Below are 14,028 nucleotides of genomic sequence, written 5' to 3' on the forward strand. Positions count from 1 at the left end.
ATAACAAGATTGAGGTGTGTATGGACTATGTAAAAATATCGCGGGCATTGCTGCCCCTGCTGGGTGGTAAAGAAAACATCGCCAGCGCTGCTCACTGTGCCACCCGGCTGCGGCTGGTGCTGGCGGATGATGAAAAAGCGGATACGACCGCGATTGGCCGGATTGAAGGCGTTAAAGGCTGCTTCCGCAATGCGGGCCAGCTTCAGGTTATCTTCGGCACCGGCGTGGTGAACAAGGTCTACGCTGCCTTTATCGCCGAGGCGGGCATCAGTGAATCGAGCAAATCTGAGGCCGCTGATATAGCCGCACGTAAGCTCAACCCTTTCCAGCGCATCGCCCGCCTGTTGTCGAACATCTTTGTGCCGATCATTCCGGCGATTGTGGCATCAGGTCTGCTGATGGGCCTGCTGGGGATGGTCAAAACTTACGGCTGGGTCAATCCGGAAAATGCGCTCTATATCATGCTGGATATGTGCAGCTCGGCGGCCTTTATTATCCTGCCGATCCTGATTGGCTTTACGGCTGCCCGCGAGTTTGGTGGTAACCCGTTTCTTGGTGCGACACTGGGCGGCATTCTCACTCATCCGGCGCTGACCAACGCCTGGGGCGTCGCCGCCGGTTTCCACACCATGAACTTCTTCGGCATTGAAGTGGCGATGATTGGCTATCAGGGCACGGTGTTCCCGGTGCTGCTGGCGGTCTGGTTTATGAGCATGCTGGAAAAGCAGCTGCGTCGGGTTATCCCGGATGCGCTGGATCTGATCCTGACCCCGTTCCTGACGGTGATTATCTCCGGCTTTATTGCGCTGCTGATTATCGGTCCGGCGGGTCGTATGCTGGGTGATGGCATCTCCTTTATTCTCAGTACGCTGATTGCGCACGCCGGCTGGCTGGCAGGACTGGTGTTTGGTGGACTCTATTCGGTGATTGTGATTACCGGCGTCCATCACAGCTTTCACGCTATCGAAGCCGGACTGCTGGGCAATCCTTCCATCGGCGTGAACTTCCTGTTGCCTATCTGGGCGATGGCGAACGTGGCTCAGGGCGGTGCCTGTCTGGCCGTATGGTTTAAAACCCGCGATGCGAAGATCAAAGCGATTTCGCTGCCTTCAGCGTTTTCCGCGCTGCTGGGGATTACCGAGGCGGCTATTTTTGGTATTAACCTGCGCTTTATGAAACCCTTTATAGCGGGTCTGGTGGGTGGCGCGCTCGGTGGTGCCTGGGTGGTGTCGGTCCATGTTTATATGACTGCGGTCGGGCTGACCGGTCTGCCGGGCATGGCGATTGTCCAGGCGGGCTCTCTGCTCAACTATGTCATCGGCATCGCAATCGCGTTTACCACTGCGTTTGTGATCTCTTACCTGCTTAAATACAAAACGGATTCTGAATAATGGCCTCATCAACACGTCTTGCCGCCATTCTGCAGGCGGTGATGCAGAGTATGCCAAAGGCGCTCAGCGACAGCCACTATCCTGGCTGGCATCTGGCACCGGTAACCGGCCTGCTAAACGATCCCAATGGTTTTATCCATTTCGACGGTGAATATCATCTCTTCTATCAGTGGAACGCGCTGGAGTGCGCGCATCAGCAAAAATGCTGGGGACACTGGCGCTCAGCCGATCTGCTGCACTGGCAGCATCAGCCCATCGCCCTGATGCCGGACGAGGAGTATGACCGCGGCGGTTGTTACTCGGGCAGTGCGGTAGACGATAACGGTGTACTGACGCTGATCTACACCGGCAATGTGAAGTTTGATGATGGTTCACGCACCGCGTGGCAGTGTCTGGCGCAGCAGAACAGCGCGGACGGTTTTGACAAATTCGGTCCGGTTATCGCCGTGCCGGAGGGTTACACCGGCCACGTTCGCGATCCCAAAGTGTGGCGTCATGAAGATTACTGGTACATGGTGCTGGCCGCGCAGACTACCCAGCTGCAGGGCAGGGTGCTGCTGTTGCGTTCTGATAATCTGCGCGAATGGCAGAATCTCGGCGAGATTGCAGGCAGCGAACTGGGCGGGCTGGACGCCGCTGGCTACATGTGGGAGTGCCCGGATATGTTCACCCTCGGCGACAGCACGTATCTGATCTGCTGTCCGCAGGGTGTTGTGCCTGAAGAGAAACGCTACCTGAACAGTCACGCCTGCGCCTGGCTCAGTGGCTCGCTGGATTATCAGCAGCCTGCCTACCTGCATGGCCCGCTGAACGAAATGGATGCCGGGTTTGAATTCTATGCACCACAAACCACGCTGACCGCTGACGGCCGGCGTCTGCTGGTGGGCTGGATGGGAACGCCAGACGGTGAAGAGATGGCCCAGCCAACCGTGGCGCATCACTGGATCCATCAGATGACCTGTCTGCGCGAGCTGAGCTCCCGCAATGGCCGGCTCTGTCAGCAGCCGATTGCAGAACTGCAGGCGCTGCGGGAGAGGGAGCTGCATTATCAGGGCCGCGCCGATGACGCGCCGCCGATTGCCGCGCAGCGGCTGGAGCTTGAGCTTGAGCTGGAGAGCCTGGGCGATATAGAACTCAATTTCACCGATACGCTGATCCTGACGTGGCAGCAGAATGAACTGCGGCTTGCCCGTCGCAGCCTGGTATCGGGTCAATGGACCTATCGTTACTGGACAGGGGCTGCACGCCGGTTGCAGATCCTGTGTGACCACTCCAGCGTTGAGATCTTCATCAACGACGGGGAAGGGGTGATGAGCAGCCGTTATTTTCCGGACCATCCGGCGATACTAACCCTGCGCGGTCGCGCAGAACTGCAGGCCCGCTACTGGTCGTTACGTCGCTGCATGGTAGAATAAGCCCTTGTTTCACTAACCGATGCCTTGCCGTGAGAAAAACCAAACGCGTTACCATCAGTGACATCGCCGGGCTGGCTGGGGTTTCTAAAGCCACTGCCAGCCTGGTGCTCAACGGCCGTGGCGAAGAGTTACGGGTGGCGAAGGAGACGCGTGAGCGGGTTCTGACACTGGCCCGTGAACACCATTATCAGCCCAGCATACACGCCCGTATGCTACATGACGCCCGCAGTCATACGCTGGGGCTGGTGGTGCCGGAGATCACCAACCACGGCTTTGCGGCCTTTTCCCATGCGCTGGAAAATCTCTGTCGCGCCGCCGGTCTGCAACTGTTGATCTCCTGCACCGATGAAAATGCCGGTCAGGAGATGGCCGTGGTCAATAACCTGGTGGCGCGTCAGGTCGACGGGTTGATTGTCGCCTCCAGTATGTTGAGCGACAGCGACTATGTCAGCCTCAGCGAACAGCTGCCGGTGCTGCTGTTTGACCGCCACATGAACAATACCAGGCTGCCCTGGGTCATCACCGACTCTGTGACGCCCACCGCTGAGCTGGTCGAAAAGCTGGCGCGCACCTGTCCGGAGGAGATCTACTTTCTTGGCGGACAGTCTGACCTCTCCCCGACCCAGGATCGTCTGGCGGGATTCAAAGAGGGACTGATGCGGGCGGGTGTGACGCTGCGGCCGGAGTGGATAATTCAGGGTAACTACCATCCCGGCAGTGGCTATGAGATGTTTGCCGCGCTCTGTCGCAGGCTGGGACGCCCCCCTAAAGCGATGTTCACCGCCGCCTGCGGTCTGCTGGAGGGAGTACTGCGCTACATTAGCGAGCATAACCTGCTGACCAGCGACATCCGCATTGCCAGTTTCGACGATCACTATCTCTATGATTCACTCTCCATTCCGATCGACACGGTTGAGCAGAATGTCCCGGCACTGGCGCAGGCCTGCTTTTCTATGCTGACCACGATGATCGCTGGTGAGGATCCCGCTGACAGTCAGCTTATCCTGCCCGCCACGCTGCGGCTGCGCGGTTAACCGCCGGGCGTTGCAGTGCTTTACCATTCGACCGGCAGGGCGCTGACGCCGCGCAGATTAGCTCTGTGGTTGCGGCGAACACCAGCGGCCACGGGCCGCATCTCTGGCAATCGCGTCAGTAATACTTCCAGCGCCACCTCCATTTCTGCCAGTGCCAGCCGGTAGCCCATACAGTGATGTATACCGCCACCGAATGCCAGACAGCGCCCCTCATGCCGCCGGATATTCAGCCGTTCCGGAGAGGTAAATACCAGCAGGTCGTGATTGGCTGCACCAAGGCTAAGGAAGAAGCGGGTTCCGGGCGGGATGAGCTCTCCTGCCACCTCAATCTCTTCCAGAGTCGTGCGGTAAAGCATCTGGACCGAACTGTCGTAGCGCAGACATTCCTCTATGGCATCGGGTATCAGCGCATGATTCTGTTTCAGGCTCGCAAGTTCCTGCGGATGAGCATGCAGGGCCAGAATGGTGTTGCACAGCATGTTTGACGTAGTTTCATGACCGGCAAGAAACAGCAGTATCACATTGGCGATGATCTCATCGTGATCCAGCCGGTCGCCGTCACTGCCGCTGCGCAGAAAAAGCGACACCAGATCGCTGGCGGTGCTATCACGTCGGGATACGATCACGGCACTGAAATAACTTTCCAGTACGGCAAAAGCTTCAGCGGCTTTCAGCAAATCTGGCGGACTGATTTGAGGATCGAAAACCCTGACCAGCGCAGAGGTAAGGCGACCCAGTTCTGGTGCATCAGATTCTGAGACATCAAGCATCCGGCAGATAATGCGCACCGGTAGCGGAAAAGCGAATGCCTGAGCCAGATCGCAGGCACGACGCCCTTCCAGTTCATCAACCAGTTCATTGGCTATCGTCAGCGCCATCTCCCGAAGAGATTTAATCTCCCGGCCGCTGAACGCCTTCATAACCAGTCCTCTTAACCGGTTATGATCGGGTGGGTTCAGCACCAGAAACATTCTGCTGATACCCTGAAACATCGGCAGTCCGGCTGCATCATCACCAAATCTTACTCTGACACTTTCCATATAATTTTTACCGACCCGCCGGTCGTTCAGCAGGGCGTCCACCACGGCGTGACTGCCGCTGATGATGATCTTATCTCCGGCAGGGATAAGCGGTCCCTGCTGATGCAGTTTTCGATAAAGGGGAAAGGGATTGTCAGAGTAGTCGGGGTCCATGAGTTCATGAAGCTGCATAGCGTACTCCGCTGATAGAGGATTAGTGCTGGCGCTGAATGCGGGAGAGGGAAGCGAACAGGCTGTTTTTATCACTCTCACTGAGGTGAGGTGCCGTGAGGTGTGACATCAGAAATTCTTTGTCCTCCTGCGAGAAGGCGCCGGTCATCAGCCGCTGGCTGATCGCCGTCAGGAGCTGGGTATCCAGCTGTTGTATCTGCTGTCTGGTCTCGGCCAGATCCCTGACAGGAACAGCGCTGTCTGGTGATGAGAGCCAGTCAGCCCGATAGCGATACTGGATCGCCTTGCTGGCGTTCATCAAAGCGTGCACAAACGGCTCCACTGAGTGGGGTTCAAGCCCGGCCTGTTGTGCGTTTTGCAGCATATGATCCAGCACCACCTGCTCCCGAGGCAGATCCTCAATAGGTAAATGATGCAGTGCTTTATAACCCGCCACCGCTTTCATCACCTGCATCCGTTCATTGAGCGCAGAAGAGAGTGATCCAAGAGAAACAGATGAAACCGAACCTGCAAAAACGTTACTGCACATAAACAGTGAAGAGAAAAAAATTGCCACAAAGTGAGTCATTTGCCTGCTCCATAAATGAAAACTGGCACTAATTTATGCATGAAAAAATAACTATGTGTGATTATTTTGTTTTCAAAATGTGAATCACAAGGCGGGTCAGTGAAATGAGAACAGGTCATTAATTTTAAAGTTATTTTTTATCTTTATGGTCATTAAAAATTCACATTAATTTGCAATGCTGGCGGGTTGATTGGATATGACGTTTGAGTGGATTCCCCCCTGATGCAGGTGGCGTTGCGCCATTTAAGTCATCTCTGTGATGCCAGAATGAGTTTACGAGGCATGCCGGGTAGTGCGCGCAGGAAAGCGCCATGCCGATCAGGGTTCAGGTATAATATGTTCCGCGAGTGTGGCCGTTTTTTAGCAGCAAAACGAGGTAGGTATGTCTGTATCCGAAGCTACTACCGGTGGTAAAAGTGTCGCGGCGTTAGTTGAGAGCCTGGAAAAACAGGCGGCAAAACGTTCAGACGCGAACTGGCACGAAGGTCTGAAAAGCAGCACCAAAATCGCACTGGAAAAAATTAATGGTGCGTTTGCTGCAAAATGGATCAGCGCAGACGAGAGCCTGAGCCTTAAGCAGCGCGTTTACAGTGTGCAGGATAAGTTGATTGAGCTGGCTTTATGGTGATTTAAATTGCCCGTCGGCTCGCACGTAAATCGGCAGGGGTAAAAAACTGATATTTCAGCACGCAGCGTCGCCCGGCATTTTGCGCGCTGCGCAGTGAAGGGGTGTTACCGGGCAGAATGGTACCGGTCAGCAGTGCCTTCTCACCATAATGATGATGAAGCTGCTGCAGCAAACGCTGCTGAGCGCGCGCGGCGAGTCCACGGCCCTGATAAGCGGGCATAATCACCTCATCCATAATCTGAAACCCCTCAATAAAGGTCAGTCGCCGGGGGACACAAATCATCAGCCCTGCCACTATTCCCTGCCAGATAATCAGAAACACATGTCCCGCGGCGATATCCTCCCGTAATTCCTGCCTGCTGGTTGCCAGTAGCTGATCGCGCAGATGCGGCAGCGTGTGCCAGCTGGCACGATAGGCGCGGTTAATCGCCGTGATACAGGCGGGATAATCCTTCCGGCGGGCTGTCACCAGTGAAATATCTTCGTCGACAGGAACAGAGAGTGAAGCCAGGTCGCTGAGGAAAAGCAGTTGATCTGTTATACCGATGTCAGGATAAGTCGCAGGCAACAGGATGCGCAGCTTCAGAGGTTTCAGCGGCTGCCATGCCTGCATAATGGCGCTAGCGACCCTGTAATCGATGATGCCGTCACGCGCAACAACCTCAATAAAGGGCTGTGCAGGATCGCCACCCAGATAGCGCGGCCCGGTGAGATAACGCTGGCCGTTTATCGTCAGTTCTCGCTGCAAAAAGGCGTGCTGGGGCAGACCGGTTTCACGCCATGGAAAGGCGGCAGAAAAATGGTGATCGTGGCATCGTGTCTGCTGCTGCGCCAGCCAGCTGGCAAGCCAGTCGCTGAGACGTTCAGATGAGACAGGAACAGTACGGTAGAGCGACACCATATAATCCAGCATAAGATTCCTTATTGCCCGCCGTCAGTGATCTCCTGCCTCGCTCCGCGATACATCTGTACCGTTACCGGATTGCAGATGAGGCTGATGAGAGTGTAAACGATGTGCTCTGTTTATGACCATCTCAACCTCTCAGCCAGCACCATTACATCCCCTCTGCATGACGGCTCTGGACCTGCCAGACGGTGCAATGCTGACAATGTGAGCAGGTATACGTCATCTTCTGCGATCGCTTATCGTCGCCACCCTCTGAGCTGCATTAAACATGGGTTACGATCTATTCGGGTCTGGCTGGATTTCGTATACATGGTCAAATTAATTGATGAAATAAGGCAGGGTTGCCCAAAAATTTAAATGGGGAATAGATGCGAAATTTTTACGTAAATAATACGGAATCAGATAATCGGCAGCCGATAAATGGATTATGATAAAGAGGATTTTCAATAATTATAAAATGTTCGATCTTTTTAACACCCGGGGGTTACATGGTTCATATTGATTTATGCACCCAGGAGGGCGTGATGAAAGCTTATGCTTTTCAGACGCCGATGCAGGCAATGACCCTGCTGGAAAAAATTAAAAATGATGAATTTCAGTGGTTTAATCTGGAGTGGGAAGGGCGCCGCTATACCTGTCCGCATCATTTTATTAAAAGGCTCAGCAGCCGCTCTTATATTAAATCGTTCTGGCGTTAAATTCGCTTAAAAGATAAGGCTGATGCACAATTACTTATTATTGATGCAGGTTTTATTTAACTGTTCTACGCATATTTTTAACGTAATGATAAACGGGGCAGAGCCTGCCCCGTTATTTTCAGCGACCATATGGCGTTGTTATCACGGTCAGCGGTAATAATAGTGCGTCATCTGCACAGATACCGGCCTGCTCAGTATCATTATTACCGCTTAATCATTTTCTGCTGTTGCTTATCAGGGCTATCGAAACGCTAAACAATCCTTTATGCAGGGCTGGACGGTTGTGTGCTGCGCCCGGCAATGCGCCGTGATCCTGTGTAAATCATCTTCTGTTCGGCCCTTGACGTGAAACGTCTACTGTTACACTCAGATGACACTTAATCCGGATCCCTACTGCAATGCCCCATGAAAAAATGCGCCTTCGCTCGCTGCTGACTTTGCTTTCCATCGGGGGCGTCATTCTGACCTCCGGTCTGCTGCTGAGTGCGCTGCTGCTGTTTCAGAAGGCCAACATCGAAGACAGTCTGCTTGAAGGGAACATTGCCTATGCCCGCAAGCTGGCTGATACCACCGATCGTTACCTGGCGACAGCACAACGTGAACTGGCCTGGAGTGCGTCGCAGATCAAGGGGCTTAGTGATATTAAACGACTGGAAGGAGAGAGCGATCGCCTGCGAATGCAGTCGGGTTTTTTCAACTCGGTGGTGGTGGTAAATCATGGTGCCATTATTGCAGCAACCTCACCCGATAGTCTGAATCTTATTGGCGTGAAGCTGCACTCACTTGCCAGCCTGCAGGCCATAGCGACCCAAAAGCCTTTTATCTCAGCTCCTTTTACCTCCGCGGCCGGTAACTATGTGGTGTTTTTATCACAACCTCTGTTCAGCGAAGATGGCCGCTATCTGGGCTACATTGGCGGGACTATTTATCTCAAGAAACAGAGCATGCTGAGCGAAATCCTGAGCCAGCATTTCTATTCCAATGGTTCAACGGTCAGCGTGGTCAGCAATGAAGGGCTGATTATTTTCAGTCATGACGCGGCGCGCGTCGGAACAAAGATGCTGCTGAGTCTGGCACTGCAGAAACGGCTCGCCACGACGGAAAGCGGGCATTTCACGCTGGAGAGTGAGGGGCAGCACTATCTGACCGGCTATGGCACACTGCATAAAACCGGCTGGAACGTTTTTATTACCGGCACCTCTGAAACGGTCAGGCATATTCTGATGCGCACGGCAGAAAGCGCCGTCTGGTTCGTTCTGGGCATTATTGCCGTAACAGCGGCCATTATTGCCTTTATGGCCGGTCGGATCGCCTCTCCACTGGAAAAGCTGGCGGACAGAGTGCGCGATGGCGGCAGCGAAGCCCAGGCGGAATCTCTCGCCACAGTCAAAACCTGGTATTACGAGGCTGATCGGCTCAAAGAAGCCGTGCAGGCTCATCGGCACGCCGTTGCGGGTCATCTTGCCGCGTTAAACGATGAAGCGATGACCGATCCGCTGACCGGGCTCTGCAACCGACGCGGATTTTCGGCGCTGGCGGCGCAGTCAGACAGTGAGCATGAACAGTGTGCCATCGCCATTGATATTGACCATTTTAAGAAGATAAACGACTGGTACGGGCATGACGCGGGCGATGCGGTTCTGGTGAGCCTGGCAGCGTTGCTGCGTCAGGCCTGTCGCACCGGCGATATCGTCAGCCGGTTTGGTGGCGAGGAGTTTATTCTGCTGCTGCCGCATACCACGCTGGCTGATGCCGTCCGCACCGCGGAACGCATCCGTGAAACCGTCAGCGCCACCACCTTCCCGTTTGCCGGAACGATGACGATATCAGCCGGGGTGGCTTCACGGAGCGATCAGGATAGCGATCGCGACTCTCTGCTGCGGCGTGCCGATGAAGCGCTTTACGAAGCAAAAGCCGCCGGGCGTAATACCGTCATCATTGCCGGAGCTGAGGATTTCAGCGCGTCTGATTCGGCCGGGTAAGATTCCGGGGTGGGTGGGACAGGCTCAGCACTTACTGCGTAATCGCCAGCCGAGCCACTCATCCAGTGCCGCTTCCGGCAGCGGCCTGGAGTAGAAAAAGCCCTGCGCCTGGTCGCAGCCGAACTCGGTCAGCGCCGTAACGGTTTCCGCATTCTCCACGCCCTCAGCCAGCACCATATAATCGAGATCTTTAAGCATCGCAATAATACTGCGGGCGATGACGCGCGATGCGGTGTCAGATGAAATTTCGCTGATCAGTGAACGGTCCAGCTTGATCACATCCAGCGGAATGCGCCGCAGATAACTGATGTTGCTGTAGCCGGTACCAAAGTCATCCAGTGAAATACCGAATCCACGAAGTTTCAGCATCTCAAGCCCCCGCATTGCGGTCGCGCTCTCCAGAATCCGTTCCGTCTCCAGACACTCAATGCCCAGCAGCGAAACCGGGAGCTTCGCCCTGATCATCTGCTCTTCCAGCTCGTCGGCAAAACCGTCACGTGAAAAATCGCTGCTGCTGACGTTAATGGTGATGGGCAACTGAATATAGCTGTTGCGCAGCCGGGAGAGCCGGGCGATTGCGTGCTCTGTCACCCAGGTGGTCAGTTCGCTGAGCAGCTCGGTTTGCACGGCAAAGGGTAAAAACTGTGCAGGAGACAGTTCGCCGCGCTGCGGATGCTGCCAGCGGATCAGGGCCTCCAGGCCAATTGGCTTGCCGCTGTGCAGACAGATTTTAGGCTGATACGCCAGCCATAACCCCTTATCCTGGCGTATCGCGATGGCCAGGTCATGCATCAGGGTGAAGTCCTGCGTATGGCGCGTATCAGTGGCCTCGCTGAAAGGCATCGAGGCGACGTCGCGTGTGATGGCCTCGTGCAGCGCGCTGACCGCACGCCGCAGGATCTCCTGGGCAGGCATCTCCCCGGTATTGAAACTCGCCTCACCGGTGTGGGTCATCAGTGCAACCGACAGCCCATCGCCGAGATCCGCGCTGATCCCGGCCAGCTTGTTTGCCACCCAGTTGGCAGTGAGTCTGCTCTCCTGACGTGTCAGCAGGGCAAAGCGCCCGGTGGCTACGGTGTAGAGCATCTCTCCTGGCGCAGGCCTCAGGCGCAGCGGCAGCAGTGTCGCCACATCTTTCAACAGGCTTTCAACCGGTCCCATGCCCATTGAGCGCGCAAGCTCGTAGGCGCGCGGCATATCGATACAGTCAATCAGCACCAGCCGCCGTGGCGTGGTGTCACCGGAGGCGGCAAGAAACTGCAGGTCGCGAATCAGACGCTGGCGGTTGGGCAGACCGGTTACCGGGTCGGCAAAGCCAGCCGAGTACCAGGCCTCAAGAAATGACATCACCAGTGCCGCCAGCATCTTTAGCATGGCGACCTGATCCGCATTAAAGGGATGAGGCGCGGTGTCAGTCACGCACAGCGTACCCAGTATCAGACCTGTGCTGCTTTTAAGCGGTACGCCGGCATAAAAGCGGATAAAAGGCGCGCCAACAATCAGCGGATGCTCAGCAAAGCGGGTATCCAGCAACGTATCGGGTACTACCACGGTGCTGTCACTGTCCACTGCATGCCGGCAGAGCGAGTCCTGCCGGGAGGATTGAGTGAGTGTGAAATTTTGCGCAGCCTTAACATGCTGCATCTCATCATCCAGTACGGAGATAAAGCTGCCGGGTATACCGAGTGCCTGGCTGGCCAGCCGGACGAACTGTCGCAACACATCGTCACGACTTTCGTCGTTACTGCGCAGCGCGTGCAGGGTTCGCGTGCGGCAATCGTCGCCGCCGCTGAGACTCATAAGCATGGATTCCTCCGCACCGGCTGGTTACGGCGCGAAATTAAACAGAAAAATTGAAGGGTATGATGTCATGACTACAGGCAAATTCTGCAAAAAGAAAGAGTCATGACCATTTATTTTTTATCCCACTGCACGGCATTGCTGGTCAGAATAGCAAATCACTTTTCTTTAACGAAATATTTTAGTAATCACGATTCTATTATTTTGTCGTTAAAAACTTTTAATTTCTTAAATATCCTGCCAGTATACAGAGTATAAACATAGTGCACTATATAATAACGCACTAAAGTAGATGACATAACTTATTTTTGTTTAATTTTAACTACACCAATGACAACATCGGGGAAACCTCATGAATTCACTCAGGCATTTCACTATCCGCCGCGTTGTGCTGTGGATGATGATCGTCTCACTGGGCATCGTCGTGCTGGCCGGTGGCTACAGCAGCCAGGTCGTGCGCGATATCTTTCGTCAAACCGATCGTTCAGCCGTTCTGACGCAGCAACTGAGCTTTCTGGCGCACAGCGCTATCGTCATGCAGAGCGGTACGTCAGCCGATAAAAACGCGCTCGTCGCCTCAACCCCGGCCGATGCTGACTGGGATAACGTCCGCGCGGCACTTACGACAACCCCCTCAGAATACGCAACGGTTGCACGTGCGCAGCTGGACAAGGTGACGCAGCAGCTGGCCGGGAATCAGGCACCCCTGAAGGCTGACCGGCATCGGCTTGAGGGAGTATTGCTGGCAGCACTGCTGGCGGCAGTGGCGTTGCTGCTGTTTTGTGACCGCTATCTGGTCGTCCATCTGGTGCGTCCGGTAGGTAAAATTCGCGGTCATTTAAAAATTATTGCCGATGGCGATCTGACGCGCGAGCCGGAAGATCTGGGGCGCAACTGTGTCGGGCAACTGGTGCCGCTGGTCAAAGAGATGCAGCACAGTCTGTTGCAGACGGTCAGCGCTATCCGAGACAACGCAGCCATTCTTCATCGTGAAGCGGGGGACATTGCTGCGGGTAACGCCGATCTCTCCGACCGGACATCCACTCAGGCTGCTGCGCTGGAGCAGACCGCAGCCAGCATGGAGGAGATTACCGTCACCGTGCGTCACAATGCACAGAATGCCCGCGAGGCACGTGAACTGGCTGCCAGCACCACGGATACGACTCAGCAGGGCGTGGAACTGGTTCAGTTGGTATCGGCAGCCATCACCAGCATCGCTCAGGGATCAGAAAAAATCCGGCAGTTCACCACCACTATTAATGGTATTGCGTTTCAGACCAACATTCTGGCGTTAAACGCCGCTGTAGAAGCCGCCCGTGCGGGCGAACAGGGCCGCGGCTTCGCGGTGGTCGCCAGTGAGGTGCGTTCACTGGCACAGCGAAGTGCTGCTGCCTCTAAAGAGATCGAAGAGCTGATTGCCGATACCGTGGCACGCGTTGACGATGGACGGCGGGCGGCTGAGAGCGCAGGAACCACCATGGAGGCCGTGCTGCGCGGCGTCGGCGGCGTGAATGAACTGATCGGACAGATTGCGCTGGCTTCGGATGAACAGAGCAAAGGGATTGCCCAGGTCACGGTCGCCGTTGCAGAACTTGACCGCGTAACGCAGCAGAATGCGACGCTGGTTCAGCAGGTTTCGGCGACGGCAGGCAGTCTCAGTGGACAGACTGAAACGCTGGGCAGCGTGATTACGCGCTTTACCCTGCCGCATCACCCTCTTGCCGTAGAGCCTAAACGCGTCACGCCTGATGAAAAAGGCGGCTGGGCAACGTTTGCGCGGGCATAGCCTGAACGTATTTTTTCTGAACTGTAGATAATGTCTGTCCGGCACGGAATAACGATTAACGTTCACTCTTTTTAAAAGAGGAATGAAACGGTCATTTTTTGTGACTGTGATTGACGTTGATCATCATTCGATCAACGCCACCATTCAGAATGACAATTACTATTCTCAGCGGTGCAAAAATTATCCGGGCAGTGATTTAAATATAATTCAGGTTATTTTCTCTGTTTTTACTGGTGCGTTACGCTTTCCTGATAAGTGTAAAACGCCGGGCTGTTAAAACTTAACTCAAATTTATGTTTTGGCCGCAGGCGTGTACTTCTGCCCGGCCATCTCGCCGGGGCACCGTATGCGGAGCGTTTATATGGGAAATCAGATTTTACAGCGGCCTGTCGCCGTCCAGCACAACGTGCGTGAGCTGCGCCTTGCGGCCGGTCTCTCTCAGGAGATTGCAGCCGAGCGTTTCGATCTTAGCCAGCGTGTCTGGCAGACGAAAGAAGCATCGAAAAATCCTGCGCTGCTCAGTCAGGGAGAGTATGAACTGCTGATGCTGCTCGCCGGAGAGCATCCGCACTATCAACTGGTACCAAAGCTGAAAAAGTAAGGCGTTC

12 protein-coding genes are annotated in these 14,028 nt (G+C 54.9%); 8 read left to right on the forward strand and 4 right to left on the reverse strand.

What is annotated here, in order from left to right; all coding sequences use genetic code 11:
- Nucleotides 1–20: 20 nt before the first annotated feature.
- Genes PAG01S_RS18240 through PAG01S_RS18250 form a run of 3 tightly spaced genes read left to right on the forward strand, consistent with a single transcriptional unit; the run spans nt 21 to nt 3,840 of the window.
- On the forward strand, nt 21–1,391 hold the full coding sequence (locus PAG01S_RS18240) for a sucrose-specific PTS transporter subunit IIBC (protein WP_010256928.1): 1,371 nt from the start codon (nt 21–23) through the stop codon (nt 1,389–1,391).
- Nucleotides 1,391–2,806, forward strand: coding sequence for a sucrose-6-phosphate hydrolase (locus PAG01S_RS18245; RefSeq protein WP_062759525.1), 1,416 nt, complete (start codon nt 1,391–1,393; stop codon nt 2,804–2,806). Before PAG01S_RS18240 ends, PAG01S_RS18245 begins: the two co-directional genes overlap by 1 nt.
- A 29-nt stretch (nt 2,807–2,835) precedes the next feature.
- A complete protein-coding gene (locus tag PAG01S_RS18250; RefSeq protein ID WP_033759898.1) occupies nt 2,836–3,840 on the forward strand; it encodes a substrate-binding domain-containing protein in 1,005 nt (334 codons plus the stop codon).
- Nucleotides 3,841–3,860: 20 nt separating this feature from the next.
- Here PAG01S_RS18250 and PAG01S_RS18255 read toward each other — a convergent pair whose 3' ends face one another.
- Both PAG01S_RS18255 and PAG01S_RS18260 read right to left on the reverse strand, forming a co-directional pair.
- Nucleotides 3,861–5,051 carry a cytochrome P450 gene (locus PAG01S_RS18255; RefSeq protein WP_062759526.1) on the reverse strand — a complete coding sequence of 397 codons (1,191 nt, stop codon included), beginning with the start codon at nt 5,049–5,051 and terminating at the stop codon, nt 3,861–3,863.
- Nucleotides 5,052–5,073: 22 nt separating this feature from the next.
- Nucleotides 5,074–5,619 carry a chorismate mutase gene (locus tag PAG01S_RS18260; RefSeq protein WP_010256917.1) on the reverse strand — a complete coding sequence of 182 codons (546 nt, stop codon included), beginning with the start codon at nt 5,617–5,619 and terminating at the stop codon, nt 5,074–5,076.
- 382 nt (nt 5,620–6,001) lie between these two features.
- Between PAG01S_RS18260 and PAG01S_RS18265 the strand changes: the two genes are divergently transcribed.
- Nucleotides 6,002–6,247, forward strand: coding sequence for a hypothetical protein (locus tag PAG01S_RS18265; RefSeq protein WP_010256916.1), 246 nt, complete (start codon nt 6,002–6,004; stop codon nt 6,245–6,247).
- A gap of 1 nt (nt 6,248) precedes the next feature.
- Here PAG01S_RS18265 and PAG01S_RS18270 read toward each other — a convergent pair whose 3' ends face one another.
- Nucleotides 6,249–7,160 carry a GNAT family N-acetyltransferase gene (locus PAG01S_RS18270; protein ID WP_010256914.1) on the reverse strand — a complete coding sequence of 304 codons (912 nt, stop codon included), beginning with the start codon at nt 7,158–7,160 and terminating at the stop codon, nt 6,249–6,251.
- Nucleotides 7,161–7,678: 518 nt separating this feature from the next.
- On the opposite strand from PAG01S_RS18270, the gene PAG01S_RS22485 reads away from it, so the two are divergent.
- Nucleotides 7,679–7,852, forward strand: a complete 174-nt coding sequence (locus PAG01S_RS22485; protein WP_010256913.1) for a hypothetical protein — start codon at nt 7,679–7,681, stop codon at nt 7,850–7,852.
- 398 nt (nt 7,853–8,250) lie between these two features.
- On the forward strand, nt 8,251–9,834 hold the full coding sequence (locus PAG01S_RS18280) for a sensor domain-containing diguanylate cyclase (RefSeq protein WP_062759527.1): 1,584 nt from the start codon (nt 8,251–8,253) through the stop codon (nt 9,832–9,834).
- Nucleotides 9,835–9,858: 24 nt separating this feature from the next.
- Here PAG01S_RS18280 and PAG01S_RS18285 read toward each other — a convergent pair whose 3' ends face one another.
- Nucleotides 9,859–11,640, reverse strand: a complete 1,782-nt coding sequence (locus tag PAG01S_RS18285; protein ID WP_029519494.1) for a sensor domain-containing diguanylate cyclase — start codon at nt 11,638–11,640, stop codon at nt 9,859–9,861.
- 346 nt (nt 11,641–11,986) lie between these two features.
- Here PAG01S_RS18285 and PAG01S_RS18290 point away from each other — a divergent pair, with 346 nt between their 5' ends.
- A complete protein-coding gene (locus tag PAG01S_RS18290) occupies nt 11,987–13,420 on the forward strand; it encodes a methyl-accepting chemotaxis protein (RefSeq protein ID WP_062759528.1) in 1,434 nt (477 codons plus the stop codon).
- 361 nt (nt 13,421–13,781) lie between these two features.
- Nucleotides 13,782–14,021, forward strand: a complete 240-nt coding sequence (locus tag PAG01S_RS18300) for a hypothetical protein (protein ID WP_010256895.1) — start codon at nt 13,782–13,784, stop codon at nt 14,019–14,021.
- The last annotated feature ends 7 nt before the right edge of the window (nt 14,022–14,028 follow it).

It is taken from the genome of Pantoea agglomerans NBRC 102470 (genome assembly GCF_001598475.1).
GTDB lineage: Bacteria > Pseudomonadota > Gammaproteobacteria > Enterobacterales > Enterobacteriaceae > Pantoea > Pantoea agglomerans.

Excerpts from the sequence above, each read along its gene's own strand:
- PAG01S_RS18240 (WP_010256928.1), top strand. The coding sequence starts at position 21 with ATGGACTATGTAAAAATATCGCGGGCATTGCTGCCCCTGCTGGGTGGT.
- PAG01S_RS18245 (WP_062759525.1), top strand. The coding sequence starts at position 1,391 with ATGGCCTCATCAACACGTCTTGCCGCCATTCTGCAGGCGGTGATGCAG.
- PAG01S_RS18255 (WP_062759526.1), bottom strand. The coding sequence starts at position 5,051 with ATGCAGCTTCATGAACTCATGGACCCCGACTACTCTGACAATCCCTTT.
- PAG01S_RS18260 (WP_010256917.1), bottom strand. The coding sequence starts at position 5,619 with ATGACTCACTTTGTGGCAATTTTTTTCTCTTCACTGTTTATGTGCAGT.
- PAG01S_RS18265 (WP_010256916.1), top strand. The coding sequence starts at position 6,002 with ATGTCTGTATCCGAAGCTACTACCGGTGGTAAAAGTGTCGCGGCGTTA.
- PAG01S_RS18270 (WP_010256914.1), bottom strand. The coding sequence starts at position 7,160 with ATGCTGGATTATATGGTGTCGCTCTACCGTACTGTTCCTGTCTCATCT.
- PAG01S_RS22485 (WP_010256913.1), top strand. The coding sequence starts at position 7,679 with ATGAAAGCTTATGCTTTTCAGACGCCGATGCAGGCAATGACCCTGCTG.
- PAG01S_RS18280 (WP_062759527.1), top strand. The coding sequence starts at position 8,251 with ATGCCCCATGAAAAAATGCGCCTTCGCTCGCTGCTGACTTTGCTTTCC.
- PAG01S_RS18285 (WP_029519494.1), bottom strand. The coding sequence starts at position 11,640 with ATGCTTATGAGTCTCAGCGGCGGCGACGATTGCCGCACGCGAACCCTG.
- PAG01S_RS18290 (WP_062759528.1), top strand. The coding sequence starts at position 11,987 with ATGAATTCACTCAGGCATTTCACTATCCGCCGCGTTGTGCTGTGGATG.
- PAG01S_RS18300 (WP_010256895.1), top strand. The coding sequence starts at position 13,782 with ATGGGAAATCAGATTTTACAGCGGCCTGTCGCCGTCCAGCACAACGTG.